A 15,790-nucleotide genomic window follows, 5' to 3' on the forward strand; every position below is an offset into this window, starting at 1 on the left:
AATCTAAAAAATGCACATAGCCATTGCAGGAAATATAGGTGCAGGCAAAACGACACTTACCTCCCTATTAGCTAAACACTACCAATGGGAAGCCCACTTTGAAGATGTGGTAGACAACCCTTATTTAGACGACTTTTATCACCAAATGGAGCGATGGAGTTTTAATTTACAAATATACTTTCTAAACAGTCGCTTCCGACAGATTTTGGATTTTAGAGAAAAGGGCAACGATATTATTCAGGATCGTACTATCTATGAAGATGCTCATATTTTTGCTCCTAACTTACACGAAATGGGGCTGATGAGTTCTCGTGATTTTGACAATTATAAATCGCTGTTCGCTCTGATGGAACGCTTAGTTCTCCCTCCAGATCTACTGATTTACCTCAGAAGTTCAGTACCGAACTTGGTAAACCAAATACAAAAACGCGGTCGGGATTACGAAAATACAATCTCAATAGACTATCTAAACCGCCTCAACCAACGATATGAACAGTGGATAAAGGGCTATGATAAAGGAAAACTACTGATTATAGAAGTAGACAATATTGATTTTGTAAACAACCCTGAAGATTTAGGTGATATTATCAATAAAATAGATGGACTTCTTTATGGATTGTTTTAAAATTAAAAAGAGACACCCACTATAGATATAGTGAGTGTCTTTTTTTCTTTTATATTTTATTATTTGTTATTAAAAGAATTTGTTTACGTGGAAAGCTACCAACCCATCGATTGGTTTTCTAAGTACAGTTCCTAATTTAAGATTGTTTTCAGCTAATACTTCTTCCAAGATATCTTGAAGGAAGAAAGCGATACTACCCACAAAGTTGATAGGCACTTCGTAGCGATCTTCATATTGAGAAATCCAGTGGTCTACAAATAGTTGCATACCTTTTCTTACCATATCGCGGCAATATTCGTGATTTTTGTTTTCAACCACAAATTTTGCAAAAGTAGCCAAGTAACTATTAGGGTTAGGCATTTTGTACAAGTGGTTTTTAATCACATCAGAGCCCAATTCATATTGGTTTTCAAATTTTTGCACGAGGTCAGCAGGCATTTTCTTGAAGTAATAGTCGATAATCAAGCGTTTGCCATAGAAGTTTCCACTTGATTCGTCCATCAAAATATAGCCTAATGAATCTACTGCTTGGTATAATTCTTTACCATTCCAATAAGAGCAGTTAGCACCTGTACCTAAGATACATACAATAGCTTTATCGGAGGGGGCTGTAGTAGCAAACACAGCAGCATAAGTATCTTCTTTTACTTCTATTTTAGCGTTTTTGAAGATAGTTGCTAAGCTACGTTCTACAAAGTAACGGATGCGTTCAGTACCACAACCAGCACCATAGAAATAAATTTCGGATACTGAATTTCTGTTTTCAAACAATTGGTAATTGGTGGTAATACGCTCTACGAGAATTTCTTCTGTAAGTACTTCGGGGTTCAATCCTAAAGTTTGCGTAAAAAATATTTTTTCACCTTTGCTGTTTAAGGCAGTCCAATCGGCCTTAGTAGCACCACTGTCTACAATTAAAATCATATCGTTTCGGTTTTTAAATTATTATTATTTTATTAAAAAAAGGTGAGTTTACCCCTAAGTTGGGCAACTCACCTTTTTTAAGAATTACAATTTAGCAACGTGTTGAGCTAAATCTACTAATTTGTTTGAATAACCAGTTTCGTTATCGTACCAAGAAACTACTTTGAAGAAGTTAGCACTCAAGCCGATACCAGCTTTAGCATCGAAAATAGATGTATTTTTGCAACCTACGAAGTCTTGAGAAACAACCAAATCTTCAGTGTATCCAAGGATACCTTTCAATTCACCTTCAGATGCTTTTTTCATAGCAGCGTTGATTTCTTCAAGTGTAGTTGGTTTTTTAGTACGGAAAGTCAAATCAACAACTGAAACATCGGCAGTAGGTACGCGGAAAGCCATACCGGTAAGTTTACCGTTGAGTTCAGGAATTACTTTACCTACAGCTTTAGCAGCACCTGTGGTTGAAGGAATGATGTTGCAAAGAGCTGAACGTCCACCTCTCCAATCTTTTTTAGAAGGACCGTCTACTGTTAACTGAGTAGCAGTTGTAGCGTGAACTGTAGTCATTAGGGCTTCTTCGATACCGAAGTTATCGTTCAATACTTTAGCGATAGGCGCCAAACAGTTAGTTGTACAAGAAGCGTTAGACACGATAGTATCAGTAGGTTTTACTGTTTTGTGGTTCACACCCATTACAAACATAGGAGCATCGGCTGATGGAGCAGAAATCACTACTTTTTTAGCACCTGCATTGATGTGAGCTTGTGCTTTTTCCAAAGTGGTGAAGATACCAGTACATTCAGCAACTACATCGGCGTGTACTTCGTTCCATTTAAGGTTGTTAGGGTCTTTTTCAGCAGTGATACGCACTTTTTTGCCATCTACTACTAAGTGACCATTTTCTACTTTCACATCACCTTTAAAAGTTCCGTGAACTGAATCGTATTTCAAAAGGTAAGCGATGTAATCTACATCCAAAAGGTCGTTAATACCAACGATTTCTACGTCGGCTCTTTCATAAGCAGCACGGAATACGAGACGACCAATACGTCCGAAACCGTTAATTCCAATTTTTACTGACATAATTCTGTTAAATTTAATTTATTCGTTATTTAATTTTAGTTTGTTACGTTACTAAGTTGCCATTATTTCGGCTACGCGGAGGAGTTCTGTATCTATTTTAGAACTACCTTTGATAGCTTTTTCAAGCGGGGTGAGTTCCATTTTATTGTTACGGATACCCACCATATAGTTAGATTTACCTTCAAGGAGAGATTCTACAGCTTTTACTCCCATACGGCTTGCTAAAACGCGGTCGAAGCAAGAAGGAGCCCCTCCCCGTTGCATGTGGCCTAATACAGATACACGCACATCGTAATCGGGGTGGTGTTGTTCTACGTATTCTTTAAGTTCGAATACGTTTTTACCTATTTTATCGCCTTCGGCAACCACTACCAAGCTAGAAGTTTTACCAGTCATACGACTTTTTTCCAAAGATTCAAGTAGTTTTTTAAGCCCTATATTCTCTTCTGGGATCAAGATCTCTTCAGCGCCTGCTCCTACTCCAGAGTTGAGAGCGATATGCCCTGCATCACGCCCCATTACTTCGATGAAGAACAAGCGGTTGTGAGAGCTTGCTGTATCTCTAATTTTGTCGATAGCCTCAATTACAGTGTTGAGAGCTGTATCATAGCCTAAAGTAAAATCAGTACCATAAATGTCGTTATCGATAGTACCAGGGATTCCCATTACGGGGAAGCCAAATTCTTTGTTGAACAAGAGCGCTCCAGTAAAAGAGCCGTCACCTCCTATTACTACTAAAGAATCTACTCCTGCTGCTTTTAGTTTTTCATAGGCTACTTTGCGCCCTTCAGGAGTTCTAAAGTCTTTAGAGCGGGCAGATTTCAAGATAGTACCCCCTCTGTTGATAATATCGCGAACGCTACGAGCGTTCATTGGTTCGAAATCGCCTTCTATCATTCCCTGATAGCCGCGATATACACCTACCACTTCGATATTGTGGTATGCACAAGTACGTACCACTGAGCGAATGGCGGCGTTCATACCAGGAGCGTCTCCTCCTGATGTTAATACTGCTATTTTCTTTACTGACATTGTCTGTTTTTAATTTTCCGCCTCAAAAGTACGAAATATTTTTGATATGGCAATAATTTTATGTTTTTTTTTTAACTTAAAAAATATAACTATTTAGTTGAGTAGGAATTAGGAATTATTATATTCTTTTAGTGCTTCGGCTAATATGTGAATTGCTTTTACGATTTTTTCTTTTTCGAGTACATAAGCAATGCGCACTTGGTTACACCCTAAGCCTTTGGTGGCATAAAAACCTTCGGCAGGAGCTAACATTACTGTTTCGTTATTCACTGAGAAATGGTCTAAAAGCCATATACTAAAATCTTCAGCGTTTTCTACAGGTAGTTCTGCGATACAATAGAAAGCGCCTTTAGGCATTGATACGCGTACCCCTTTTACTTTTTGGAGTTCCTCAATAAGCACATTTCTACGTTGGGTGTATTCTTTTAATACTTCTTCAAAGTAAGTGTCAGGTACATCAAAAGCGCGCTCTGCACCTATTTGAGAATAAGTAGGGGGAGACAAGCGTGCTTGAGCGAACTTCAAAACAGACATCATCACGTCTTTATTCTTAGAGACTACCCACCCGATGCGTGCTCCACACATACTAAAACGTTTAGACACCGAATCTATCATTATAGCATTTTGTTCGATGCCTTCTACTTGCATAATGGAATAATGGGTAGCACCATCGTACACGAACTCGCGGTATACCTCATCGAAAATAAGGAAAATATCGTGTTTTTTGGCTATTGCTGCCAATTGCAAAATTTCCTCTTTAGAATACAAATACCCTGTAGGATTTCCAGGGTTACAAATGAGAAAAGCTTTGGTTTTAGGAGTTATCTTTTTCTCAAATTCTTCTATAGGAGGCAAGGCAAAGTTATCATCAAAGGAAGACGTAATAGGTACACATATAGCATCAAAGGCTTCTGAAAAGCTGATGTAGTTCGCATAATAAGGTTCAGGAATGATAATTTCATCATCGGCATTGGCAACAGTAGCAATTACATAGGTAAGCGCTTCGGAGCCACCATTGGTAATGATGATATCATTGCTATTGACCTTAATATCGTGTTTTTTGTAGTATTCGACCACCTTTTCTCTGAGAGAGTTGATGCCCTCACTTTTGGTATATTCCAATACCTTAGGGGTAAAATCTTTGACTGCCTGAATAGCTATTTCAGGGGTTTTAATATCGGGTTGACCAATATTGAGGTGGTAAATAGTTTTCCCTTCCTTAGCTGCTTTTTCGGCGTAAGGAGTGAGTTTCCTGATAGGAGACTGAGGCAATATTTGCGCTCTATGTGATATTGTAGGCATAAGTTAATTTATCAATTAGTTAATTAGCAAGTTAGCCAATTTGTCAATTAACACATTGGCTAATTGACAGATTGGCTAATTATCTTATTTTTTTGCTACTAATTCAGCAATGCGAATAATCACTTCGGTAGCTTTTTCGAGGTTTTCTACGGGTACAAATTCGTATTTACCGTGGAAATTATGTCCGCCTGCAAAGATATTAGGGCAAGGCAATCCCATAAAGCTAAGTTGAGAACCATCGGTACCACCGCGGATAGGTTTGGTTATAGGGGTAATACCCAATTCTTTCATCGCGCGTTCGGCTACTTCTACAATATGCATTACGGGTTTGATTTTTTCACCCATATTGTAATATTGGTCTTTTATTTCGGCTACTGCCACATTAGGGATTTGTTTGTTCAAATCGTCTACAATTTGCTGTACTACGGCTTTGCGTTTATTGAAAAGGTCGCGGTCGTGGTCGCGGATGATAAGCTGTACTACTGTATTTTCTACATCTCCAGAGATATCGGTAATGTGATAGAATCCTTCGCGACCTTCGGTGCGAGCTGGAATCTCGTCGGCTGGTAGCGCATTGATAAACTGAGTAGCTACAAGCATTGAGTTTATCATTTTGTTTTTGGCAGTACCAGGATGCACGTTTTTCCCTTTGAAGTGTATTTTAGCTCCTGCTGCGTTAAAACTTTCGTATTCAAGTTCGCCAATTTGTCCGCCATCCATTGTATAAGCCCAATCAGCAGCGAATTTTTTGACATCGAATTTATGAGCTCCACGACCTATTTCCTCATCAGGGGTAAAGCCTACGCGTATTTTTCCGTGTTTGATTTCGGGGTGTTGCACGAGGTATTCCATAGCGGTTACGATTTCGGCGATACCTGCTTTATCGTCAGCTCCCAAAAGGGTAGTTCCATCAGTTGTGATAATGGTATTGCCTTTGTAGAGCAACAAATCCTCAAAATAAGAAGGTGATAACACTATGTTTTGTTCTTTGTTGAGGACGATATCACCCCCATCATAATTTTCTACAAATTGTGGATTTACGTTTTCACCAGAGAAGTCAGGAGAGGTATCGAAGTGAGAGATAAAGCCAATGGTAGGTACTGGGTAATCTACATTTGATGGCAAGGTAGCCATTACATAGGCGTTTTCATCTACTGTTACATCTTGCAAACCAATGGCTTTCAATTCTTCTACCAATAAGTTTGCCATATTCCATTGTTTTTTGGTACTAGGGGTTGTTTCACTCTCAGGATTAGATTGAGAGTCTATTTTTATGTACTTAATAAAACGGTCTACTAAATTTTTCATTATATATAGTTTTTAGTTTTTCTTGTTTGTTAGGAGTTTAGCCCCCGTTCCCCCGAAGAGGGACAATTCTCAAAAGTGAGTGTTATATAGGGTTAATTGTTCTAATATTATAGTCAAACAAAAATAGATTGCGAATAAATAAACTTACTTTTTAAAGGCGTTTGCAAAAAGTTTTATTTATACAGGCGTTTGCAAAAAGTTTATTTATACGGGCGTTTGCAGCACATACCCAGCTATCGCTGGCTTTCCTACACAACACACTCTAAGAGTAGTTGATTTTCAAGGTAATCAACTTTGCCAAAGTCTGAAACGATATTTTTCAGTCTTTTAATGGTAAAGGGTCAAAAGTTCTCAACAAAGGATCATCTTCAAATTTCAAAATACTTTTTACTTTTGCTTTATCTGTAAGGTTGAGAATAAACTCTTTAAAAGTATTCCCTGCTAAATATATTCCTGTAGAAAAATCTACCAAATAAATAGGGCATTCCCCCTTATCATCCCGATTTCTACTATCCCAAAACACAACCTCTCCATTTTCACTAAACAAAAAAGGTTCTGCATTAGCTAAGCGCTCTTTATTATCTGCTTCTTTTTTGAGAAATAACCTATCTGGATATTCCTTTAGATACATTTGAAAGATTTCTTTCCAATGTGCATTTCTGTGTTCCAAAGCATCACAATAAGGTGTGTTTTCTCCCATTGGAATATAGGTGAGAAATAAGCCTAACAATCTACCAAAGCCTATTTCTTGAGCAAACTGCAAATAAGAAGGAGGAATTTCAAAACTCCCTATTTGAGTAATATTGCGGGTTGTTGTTAGGTTAGCTTTTGATATGTTTAAAAGTTCTTTATACATTTCTACCCTTCATAGACATCTCTTTGCCATTGCCCTCCTATAAACTCCCTATTAGCACTTTCGCCATAATCGAGGTTAAAAACATCATTGAGAGTGGGGTCGGCTTTTACTAATTCTTCCAAGGGCACCATTTTCCAATCGGGTTCTCCTAAGGGGAGGAAAAACCAATAGCCTTCATTATCGTGTATTACATCTACAATTGGCTCTTGACTTTCTAACCAAGCGGATGTTGTAAATACGGGACGGAGTTTGTCTTCTCTAAATTTGAAATCGGCATTTCTATCTAATAACGGTTGCAAGTAGATTAAATCTTCTCTAAAATTTGTTTCATAAGGGAATACACCTTTGTCATCAGGCCATATCAATTGTAATGCAGGGAAATCGGCTGTTTGGTAATAGTTGATTACTTGTCCAAAATAATCAGGGATATTACGCTTGTCTACCGTTAAGAATTGTACGGGATGTTTTTCTAATACGCCACGATAATTCTTACCTATTTTTATAGATTTTCCTTTTTTTACGCCTTCAAACGCTACCGTATTGAGTATGGTATGGAGTATATCTATTGGCATTCCTAAAGTAATAAGCTCAGGGTGTTTGTAGCTTTTCCACAAACCTACTGTATAAGCAAAAGATGGCAAGTAATCAGTTTGGGGTACCATTATCACCCCAAAGCCGTATTTTTCGATATCACTTGTCAATTTATTGATATATTGATTTGCCAATTCGTTAGTTTATTGATTTAATGCCTATCAAGGATTGAATTAACTTGTTGATTATAAACTTCCTCCTAATTCACTTACTCGGCAATTGCCGATAATCTTTCAAAGGGGAGATGCGACACAAAAGTGACAATACGCTGTTAATCAGGGATTATCATTTTCCAATTCTTGATTCATATTACTATCATCATCTTCTGGTTTTTTCTTACGTCTTAACTCAAAATTTTTTCCGAGGTATACTTTACGTACCGTCTTATCGGCAGCCAAATCTTCAGGCACTCCTGATTTGAGGATTCCTCCTTCAAACATCAAGTAAGTACGATCGGTAATAGCAAGAGTTTCCTGCACATTATGGTCGGTGATGAGGATACCAATATTTTTATCTTTAAGTTGAGCCACAATGCGTTGGATATCTTCCACTGCAATAGGGTCTACCCCAGCAAAAGGTTCGTCGAGCAAGATAAAATTTGGACTGGTAGCCAAAGCCCGGGCAATTTCGGTACGGCGGCGTTCTCCTCCTGAGAGTAGGTCGCCACGGTTTTTACGGATATGCCCCAAGCTAAATTCATCAATCAACTCATCGGTTTTGCGTTGTTGTTCGGCTTTAGAGAGTTTGGTGAGTTGCAATACACTTTTGATATTGTCCTCAATGCTCAACTTTCTAAACACCGAAGCTTCTTGTGCCAAGTAGCCAATACCGCTTTGGGCGCGTTTGTACATAGGATAATTGGTAATATCGGTATTATCCAAGAAGATCGTACCTCCATTGGGCTTGATGAGCCCCACAATCATATAAAAAGAAGTAGTTTTACCGGCGCCATTAGGGCCTAAGAGTCCAACGATTTCGCCTTGGTTTACTTCCAGTGAAACGCCTTTTACAACCTTTCTTCCTTTGTATATTTTGATGATGTTGTTTACTACTAATTTCATATAGTTAAAACGAAAAGCGATAAGGCATTTCGTTGAGTTCAGTTTCTAAATCTACCCAGTCGTGCACTTCGGTTACGATGCTATATACCATTTCCTCGGTAAGCACTTTTCCTTCGTAAATGTCGGTAATAGTTTGTTCGCTCATCACTTCTTGCAAGAAGCCTTCGTCGCCCATATAATCTACTGCCCATTCTTTGTATTTTGCGGGGTTAGTAGTTATGTGTTCAAATTTATCGATGTGTTCTTCCACAGGAAAATTTTCTACGCATTGCCACGTTTCACCATCCAAAGAGTATATCACAAAAGGGATATCACTTTGCGAGAAGTTTTTACGATAGTAGGGCAAAAACACTTTGGGGATGCGTTTCTCGAAATCGTGGTTATCGCCTCCTTTGCTGTCTTCGGCGCTGGATGAGGGTACTATTAAGCAGGCTTTATCGATAAAATAGAATGACAACGATGTGCCATCTTCATCTTCAAAGCCGTGCCCCCACTGGGCTTCATAGCCGTCGTATTCTTCTTCATTGGCTTTGTAGTAGGTGTGATAAACTTCGAACTCGTGACCACAAATAATCCAGTCTAATACGGCTCTGCCTTTGCAAAGCTGTTTCAACGTTTTCACGTTGGGTAAGTGCTGTAAGTAGGTATTACAATCCATTAAAAATATTAAATTACCTTGTTTTGTTCTTTTTTTAAAACATAAGCCGAAATAAAAATACTTATTTCGTACAGGAGCATAATCGGTATTGAGACGATTATCTGGCTGGCTACATCGGGGGGGGTGATAATAGCAGCAACTATGAGCACTACTATCAAAGCGTGACGCCTATACTTACGCATAAAAACAGGGGTTACAACGCCCAGCTTAGTAAGAAAATAAATGACAATAGGCAGTTCAAAAACAATGCCACACGAAATGACCGATGAGCGTACTACTGAAATATATGAATCTATATCTATTTGGTTTTTCACCTCAGGGCTTACCGAATAAGACCCTAAAAAGTTCACTGAAAGCGGTGTTATAAGGTAATAACCAAACAATACACCTATAAAAAACAGCAAAGAAGCAATGAAGATAAAACCTCGTGCTAACTTGCGTTCGTGTTCATACAATGCTGGGCTGATGAATTTCCAGACTTCATAAAGCACATAAGGGAATGCGATAATCACTCCTGCCCAGATAGACGTCCAGATATGAGCTGAGAACTGCCCTGCCATTGTACGGCTTTGGATGGTAAAAGGGAGTTTTTCGGCACAGAAAGCGCTTTCAAAACCAAAAAAGTGCCCTATTTTGCAGAACATTTTATAAGTGAAAAAATCACCATTTTTAGGAGCAAAGATAATTTGAAAGATAAAATCCTTACATACAAAAGCTACTACTCCCACAATTAAGACGGCTATAGTAGCGCGTATTAAATGCCAGCGCAAGGCTTCCAAATGGTCTAAAAAGGACATTTCATCTTGTGATGCTCCCATTGTAAGTTTATTAATTTCTTTTAATAACAAATTTAATGGCGCAAAGATAAAAAATAATTCATAATTAGCAATTATAGGTAATAAAAAAACTGCTTGGTCTCCCAAACAGTTTTTTTGTTATTCAAACATTGTTATTCCATACTCACTACTATAAATTCGCTACGGCGGTTAGCTTGATGTTCTTCTTCGGTACAAGGGACACCATTAGAGCAACCATTTACCAAACGAGTTTCGCCATAACCTTTAGCTGTTAGGCGTTTACGTTCAATACCTTGTTTTACTATCCATTCGAGGGTAGATTTTGCGCGTTTATCTGACAAGGCTAAGTTGTAGGCATCGGAAGCGCGGCTATCGGTGTGAGAACGGATATCAACTTTCATCTTAGGATACTGTTTCATCACTTCTACTATCTTAGCGAGTTCTACGGCCGCATCAGGACGTATATCAGACTTATTCAAATCAAAATAAATTTCTTTGATATTGAATACTTTGGCTAAATCAGTATTTTTAGAAATTGCGACTTCTCTTGGTTTGAGAAGCATTTCGTAATATGTTTCGCCTTCTTTATCGGTGTTTACTTTCACTTCAGCAGTTTCATATTTTTCTTTTTCGCCACGCAAGTAGTAATACAATTCTTTACAATCTACCTCATTGAAAGCAAAAGTACCATCTTCTTTAGTTTTTTGTTTAGCGACTTCTTTCATTGTTCTATCAGAAAGTATAATGAGTCCATCAACAATTACATTATTCGTTTTAGCATCTTTTAAGACTCCTTTGAGCATTTTCTCACAATCAAAAACTAAAGGTTTTTCTTCAAAGAAGCTATAAATATCATCTCTACCTTTTCCTCCTGGGCGGTTAGATGAGAGGAAGCCTATTTTAGAATCGCTATCCATTATAAAGCAGAAGTCATCATCGGCACTATTACCTGGGCGACCAATATTGATAGGTTTAGAAGTCGTACCATTTTCATAGAATTTTACAGCGAAGATATCCAAACCACCTAAACCAGGGAATCCATCAGATGAATAGTACATTACGTTGTTTTTAGAGATGAAAGGGAAAGATTCGCGTCCTGGGGTATTGATTAGATTTCCTAAATTTTCAGGTTTTCCGTATTTGTTATCTCCTAAAATTTCTACTCGGAAAATATCAGATCCGCCTAAGGTACCTCCCATATCGGATGCAAAGTACAAATATTTTTCATCAGGGCTTAAGGCAGGGTGTGCCACATTGTATTGATCGCTATTGAAAGGCACTTCTACCACATTACCCCACTCGCCATCACTACCTTTGGTAGCGCGAAGTATTTTTAGAAGAATGGTATCATCCTTATCTGTTCCTAATTTTTTATTTACATAGTTATTACGAGTAAAATAAACTGTTTTACCATCTTTAGTAAAAACAGCAGTAGACTCGTTGAATTTTGTGTTGATAGCAGCAGAGAAGGGTTTCTTATTAGACAATTTTTGTTTGTTGCGATCGGCTACGTAAAGGTCGTAGAACCCTTCGCCTGTCCATTGAGAGACACCGCCTTTAGAAGCTCTTCCGCTAGTAGCTGCTGCAAATACGATTTTATCACCGTAGAAAGATGGTCCATACTCAGAGTACTCTGTATTTAAAGCTATAGGATTCAGTTTAAATCTTCCTGAATTCTCTTGTATAGCTTGTTGATAATCTTTATTTTTTTCAAAAAATACTGCTCGGGTATCTTTATCATCGGTCAATTCGGCGAACTTAGCCATCATTTTATCGGCATCATTATACTTACCTACTGATTTTAGGACTTGTGCATAACGATAGTAATACTCAGGTTTTACTTTGTAATTTGGATTTTCAAAGAGTTGTTTGTACCAAGGGAGTGCTTTTTTGTACTCAGCGTTGTAGTAATAGGAATTACCTAAGCTCTCTAGCATTTCTTGGTTTACAAATCCTTTTTTAGCAATACTTTCGTATATTCTAATAGCATCGACATAAGCAAAGTTTTTGTACATTTCATTTGCTTTTTCTAATTCCTTTTCAGGTTGTGCTAATAGCACTTGTGCACTACATAATAATGCGAAAGTTAAACTTAGTAATCTCATTTTTTATAATTAATAATTAAAAAATAGGGTTAAAATTTTAAAAAGTGGTTAGCTCACACTAAAAGAATCGAGGAGATACAATTTTTTTGTAGGTTTTTACCAATTCATAACGCAAGAAGATTTCGTGTGAACCTGAGTTGTATTTGCGCAATTCGGTAGTTTCAAAATCATATCCATACCCTGCAAACCAACGGTCGTTGATTTGAAAACCTGCCATTACACTCACCGCTGCCGACCAGCGATAAGCCCCTCCTATCACAAATTTTTCGTTGAACATAAAGTTTGCTGAGAAGTCTAACTGCAAAGGAGCTCCAAAGGATACTTTCGATAGTACAGCGGGTTTGAATTTTGTATTCTCAGTAAGATCAAATACATAACCTCCTATCAAATATAGGTGTTGTGAATTTTTCAACACTGATACTGAACTGTTATTATAATGAGTTGTTTCGAGCATATTAGGCACTGAAAAACCTATGTAGTATTTATCGGTATACCAATAAACTCCAGCCCCTATGTTAGGTGAAAATACGCTCTCTGTGCCCTCAAGACTGGGATCAGAATTATCTTGTTTGCGCAGTTCGTTATAATCTATTTGAAATATACTTGCTGATCCATTGATACCAAAAGCTAACTTAGAATTTTCAAAGTTTAGGGTATACGATACATCTATCGTCAAATCGGTTTGGGTTTGAGGTCCTATACTTTCACGGAAGATACTCCCGCCCAAGCCTATATTGCGCAAGCGTTCCATTGGTTGGTGATAACTGATGCTCCCATTGGTAGGTGCTCCACTGATACCTACCCATTGAGTACGAAACATTCCAAAGAGACTCCCCACTTCACGCGACCCTGTATAAGCAGGGTTAAAGAGCATCGTATTATACATATACTGAGTATATTGAGATTCTTGTTGGGCAAAAATCTCGGTACAGAATAACATTGTTAGTGCTGAAAACAACGCTTTTTTAATCATAATAAAACTGTATTTTATATATTTGCTATTGATTTTTATACTGATAGTACTTTGGGTAAGTACCTACAACTCGGCAAAAGTACATCTTTTTGTTCAAAAAGACACTCTTTTGTATAATTTTTTTTTATATAGTTGAAATTTTTCTCTATTACCTAAAACATAGAATTAATATAACTATTTGTTTATAAATGAGTTACGATTAAAAAAAAGCAAAAGAGGCGCCTTTTATTTTAGAGTGCCTCTTTTGGGATTTTTTTACATTATAGTTCTATTTTAGTAAGCAAACAGAGGTCTATCTTCCATAAATTTGTTTACTTCAGCAGCTATTTCTTCAAGTATTTCTTCATTTTCACGGTTAGTGATAGCACGATCTATAAAGTCGGCAATGTGTTCCATATCCGCTTCTTTGAGTCCACGAGTAGTAATGGCAGATACACCTACTCTAATACCACTGGTTACAAAAGGAGAACGGGTATCAAAAGGCACCATATTTTTGTTTACTGTAATATCGGCTTTTCCAAGAGCTTCTTCGGCTTCTTTACCGCTTACGTTTTTATTACGCAAATCAATAAGCATTAGGTGATTGTCAGTCCCTTTAGAGATGATATCATATCCTTTATCTAAAAGAATAGTTGCTAACTTACGAGCATTTTTCTGTACTTGAATGGCATAATAGAGGAAATCATCGGAGAGGGCTTCGCCGAAAGCTACAGCTTTAGCAGCAATGATGTGTTCTAAAGGTCCGCCTTGGTTTCCTGGGAATACTGCGCTATCAAGTAAAGAGCTCATCATTCGTACTTCGCCTTTAGGAGTTTTGATACCGAAAGGGTTTTCAAAATCTTTACCCATTAAGATGAGCCCGCCGCGAGGACCACGTAGGGTTTTGTGGGTAGTAGTGGTTACGATATGGCAATGAGGGATTGGGTCGTTCAACAAACCTTTAGCGATAAGCCCTGCGGGGTGAGCAATATCGGCAAAGAGGATAGCTCCTACTTCATCGGCTATTTCTCTAAAACGTTTAAAGTCGATATCACGAGAGTAGGCTGAGGCGCCTGCCACTATCATTTTTGGACGTTCACGTTTAGCTATTTCCAATATATTGTCGTAATTGAGTCGGCCTGTTTCTTTTTCTACGCCATAGAATACAGGTTCGTACAATCTACCTGAGAAATTTACAGGAGATCCGTGAGTAAGGTGACCACCGTGAGAGAGGTCGAAGCCGAGAATTTTATCACCTGGTTTGAGACAAGTGGCATATACAGCGGCATTGGCTTGTGAACCGCTATGAGGCTGTACATTAGCATATTCAGCGCCAAAAAGGGCTTTAGCGCGATCAATAGCTATTTGTTCGATTTCGTCAATCACTTCACAACCACCGTAGTAACGCTTGCCGGGATAACCTTCGGCGTATTTGTTAGTAAGTACAGAACCTGCTGCTTCCATTACTTGGTCGCTTACAAAGTTTTCGGAGGCGATGAGTTCTATTCCCAACTCTTGGCGCTCTCTCTCGTCCTCAATTAGTTCAAAAATATCAATGTCTCTTTGCATATTAAAATTATTTTGTTGTTTAATACTCTTCTCATTACTTCTATTTCTGGGCAAATATATGCTTTTTTTCAGTATCACACAAGCATCTGTAAAGAAATATTTGTTAGCCCAATACCACGTCCATTGCCATCATCACTACAAAACCTACTAGAAATCCTATGGTAGAAACATCGGTGTTCTCATTTTGCTGGGCTTCTGGTATTACCTCTTCTATGACCACATAAATCATAGCTCCTGCCGCAAAAGCAAGGGCATAAGGGAGTATTGGGGTAAAAAAGAGTACTGCAAAAGCTCCTAATACCCCTGCTATGGGCTCTACAATAGCTGAAAGTTGCCCATAAAAAAAGCTCTTACATCTGCTCACCCCCATACGTCTGAGTGGCATCGCTACAGCTATTCCTTCAGGAAAGTTCTGTAGCCCAATACCGATGGCAAGAGTTACCGCTCCCGCAATAGAGGCTTCGGGAATACCAGCGGCTACCCCTCCAAAGAGTACCCCTACCGCCAATCCTTCGGGAATGTTGTGCAAGGTGATAGCTAAAATAAGCAAAGTAGTTTTTTGCCAATCGGTTTTAATACCTTCTGTTTGTTTGAAGTTGGCGTGAAAGTGTGGTAATAACTTATCTAATACATAAAGAAAAAGTGCTCCCATAAATATCCCCACCGTAGCAGGTAGCACCTTTATAAAGCCTTCACCTTCTGTCATATTAATAGAGGGTATTATCAAACTCCACACACTAGCTGCCAGCATCACCCCTCCTGTAAAGCCTAACATACCATCTAACACGGTTTTGTTTTCTTTCTTAAAAAAGAATACCACTGCAGCCCCCAAAGCTGTTACACCCCACGTGAAAATGGTAGCGTATAAGGCAGCAAGTATGGGGTTAATAGTCTCTAAATAAGTGATAACGTTCTGTAACATTTTAC

At 38.2% G+C, this 15,790-nt stretch carries 15 protein-coding genes; 1 reads left to right on the forward strand and 14 read right to left on the reverse strand.

The window, feature by feature from the left end:
- Nucleotides 1-10: 10 nt before the first annotated feature.
- On the forward strand, nt 11-625 hold the full coding sequence (locus CBG49_RS11860; protein WP_009412373.1) for a deoxynucleoside kinase: 615 nt from the start codon (nt 11-13) through the stop codon (nt 623-625).
- Nucleotides 626-694: 69 nt separating this feature from the next.
- Here the strand turns inward: CBG49_RS11860 and CBG49_RS11865 are convergent, their stop codons facing one another.
- The 14 genes from CBG49_RS11865 to CBG49_RS11930 form a co-directional block, all read right to left on the reverse strand.
- The gene (locus CBG49_RS11865; protein ID WP_009412374.1) at nt 695-1,549 is read right to left on the reverse strand and encodes a hypothetical protein; all 855 of its coding nucleotides are present in this window, start codon (nt 1,547-1,549) and stop codon (nt 695-697) included.
- A gap of 84 nt (nt 1,550-1,633) precedes the next feature.
- Nucleotides 1,634-2,632: a type I glyceraldehyde-3-phosphate dehydrogenase gene (gene gap / locus CBG49_RS11870; protein ID WP_009412375.1), complete on the reverse strand. Its 999-nt coding sequence runs from the start codon at nt 2,630-2,632 to the stop codon at nt 1,634-1,636.
- Between the two features lie 51 nt (nt 2,633-2,683).
- On the reverse strand, nt 2,684-3,664 hold the full coding sequence (gene pfkA / locus CBG49_RS11875) for a 6-phosphofructokinase (RefSeq protein ID WP_009412376.1): 981 nt from the start codon (nt 3,662-3,664) through the stop codon (nt 2,684-2,686).
- Between the two features lie 108 nt (nt 3,665-3,772).
- Complete coding sequence (locus tag CBG49_RS11880) at nt 3,773-4,966, reverse strand: pyridoxal phosphate-dependent aminotransferase (protein ID WP_088594633.1); 1,194 nt, start codon at nt 4,964-4,966, stop codon at nt 3,773-3,775.
- An 84-nt stretch (nt 4,967-5,050) separates the two neighbouring features.
- Entirely contained in the window at nt 5,051-6,274 is a 1,224-nt protein-coding gene (pepT, locus tag CBG49_RS11885) for a peptidase T (RefSeq protein ID WP_009412378.1), read from the reverse strand.
- A gap of 319 nt (nt 6,275-6,593) precedes the next feature.
- Nucleotides 6,594-7,130: a hypothetical protein gene (locus CBG49_RS11890; RefSeq protein WP_088594634.1), complete on the reverse strand. Its 537-nt coding sequence runs from the start codon at nt 7,128-7,130 to the stop codon at nt 6,594-6,596.
- A gap of 2 nt (nt 7,131-7,132) precedes the next feature.
- Nucleotides 7,133-7,831, reverse strand: a complete 699-nt coding sequence (locus CBG49_RS11895) for a DUF4262 domain-containing protein (protein ID WP_227002888.1) — start codon at nt 7,829-7,831, stop codon at nt 7,133-7,135.
- A gap of 165 nt (nt 7,832-7,996) precedes the next feature.
- Nucleotides 7,997-8,782: an LPS export ABC transporter ATP-binding protein gene (gene lptB / locus CBG49_RS11900; RefSeq protein WP_088594636.1), complete on the reverse strand. Its 786-nt coding sequence runs from the start codon at nt 8,780-8,782 to the stop codon at nt 7,997-7,999.
- A gap of 4 nt (nt 8,783-8,786) precedes the next feature.
- Entirely contained in the window at nt 8,787-9,440 is a 654-nt protein-coding gene (locus CBG49_RS11905) for a hypothetical protein (RefSeq protein WP_009412382.1), read from the reverse strand.
- Between the two features lie 8 nt (nt 9,441-9,448).
- A complete protein-coding gene (gene tatC / locus CBG49_RS11910; RefSeq protein ID WP_034555183.1) occupies nt 9,449-10,258 on the reverse strand; it encodes a twin-arginine translocase subunit TatC in 810 nt (269 codons plus the stop codon).
- Between the two features lie 131 nt (nt 10,259-10,389).
- Nucleotides 10,390-12,342 carry an OmpA family protein gene (locus CBG49_RS11915; RefSeq protein ID WP_088594637.1) on the reverse strand — a complete coding sequence of 651 codons (1,953 nt, stop codon included), beginning with the start codon at nt 12,340-12,342 and terminating at the stop codon, nt 10,390-10,392.
- Nucleotides 12,343-12,400: 58 nt separating this feature from the next.
- Nucleotides 12,401-13,315, reverse strand: a complete 915-nt coding sequence (locus CBG49_RS11920) for a PorP/SprF family type IX secretion system membrane protein (protein WP_088594638.1) — start codon at nt 13,313-13,315, stop codon at nt 12,401-12,403.
- A gap of 273 nt (nt 13,316-13,588) precedes the next feature.
- Complete coding sequence (glyA, locus tag CBG49_RS11925) at nt 13,589-14,863, reverse strand: serine hydroxymethyltransferase (RefSeq protein WP_088595324.1); 1,275 nt, start codon at nt 14,861-14,863, stop codon at nt 13,589-13,591.
- A 103-nt stretch (nt 14,864-14,966) separates the two neighbouring features.
- A complete protein-coding gene (locus tag CBG49_RS11930; protein ID WP_088594639.1) occupies nt 14,967-15,785 on the reverse strand; it encodes a ZIP family metal transporter in 819 nt (272 codons plus the stop codon).
- Between the last annotated feature and the right edge of the window lie 5 nt (nt 15,786-15,790).

This window comes from Capnocytophaga endodontalis (assembly GCF_002209445.1).
Taxonomy (GTDB): Bacteria; Bacteroidota; Bacteroidia; order Flavobacteriales; family Flavobacteriaceae; genus Capnocytophaga; species Capnocytophaga periodontitidis.

What these genes read in the sequence shown, in the direction of transcription:
- tatC (WP_034555183.1), bottom strand. Translation starts at nt 10,258, where the DNA reads ATGGGAGCATCACAAGATGAAATGTCCTTTTTAGACCATTTGGAAGCC.
- CBG49_RS11920 (WP_088594638.1), bottom strand. Translation starts at nt 13,315, where the DNA reads ATGATTAAAAAAGCGTTGTTTTCAGCACTAACAATGTTATTCTGTACC.
- lptB (WP_088594636.1), bottom strand. Translation starts at nt 8,782, where the DNA reads ATGAAATTAGTAGTAAACAACATCATCAAAATATACAAAGGAAGAAAG.
- CBG49_RS11930 (WP_088594639.1), bottom strand. Translation starts at nt 15,785, where the DNA reads ATGTTACAGAACGTTATCACTTATTTAGAGACTATTAACCCCATACTT.
- CBG49_RS11860 (WP_009412373.1), top strand. Translation starts at nt 11, where the DNA reads ATGCACATAGCCATTGCAGGAAATATAGGTGCAGGCAAAACGACACTT.
- CBG49_RS11915 (WP_088594637.1), bottom strand. Translation starts at nt 12,342, where the DNA reads ATGAGATTACTAAGTTTAACTTTCGCATTATTATGTAGTGCACAAGTG.
- CBG49_RS11880 (WP_088594633.1), bottom strand. Translation starts at nt 4,966, where the DNA reads ATGCCTACAATATCACATAGAGCGCAAATATTGCCTCAGTCTCCTATC.
- CBG49_RS11905 (WP_009412382.1), bottom strand. Translation starts at nt 9,440, where the DNA reads ATGGATTGTAATACCTACTTACAGCACTTACCCAACGTGAAAACGTTG.
- pepT (WP_009412378.1), bottom strand. Translation starts at nt 6,274, where the DNA reads ATGAAAAATTTAGTAGACCGTTTTATTAAGTACATAAAAATAGACTCT.
- pfkA (WP_009412376.1), bottom strand. Translation starts at nt 3,664, where the DNA reads ATGTCAGTAAAGAAAATAGCAGTATTAACATCAGGAGGAGACGCTCCT.
- glyA (WP_088595324.1), bottom strand. Translation starts at nt 14,863, where the DNA reads ATGCAAAGAGACATTGATATTTTTGAACTAATTGAGGACGAGAGAGAG.
- gap (WP_009412375.1), bottom strand. Translation starts at nt 2,632, where the DNA reads ATGTCAGTAAAAATTGGAATTAACGGTTTCGGACGTATTGGTCGTCTC.
- CBG49_RS11890 (WP_088594634.1), bottom strand. Translation starts at nt 7,130, where the DNA reads ATGTATAAAGAACTTTTAAACATATCAAAAGCTAACCTAACAACAACC.
- CBG49_RS11865 (WP_009412374.1), bottom strand. Translation starts at nt 1,549, where the DNA reads ATGATTTTAATTGTAGACAGTGGTGCTACTAAGGCCGATTGGACTGCC.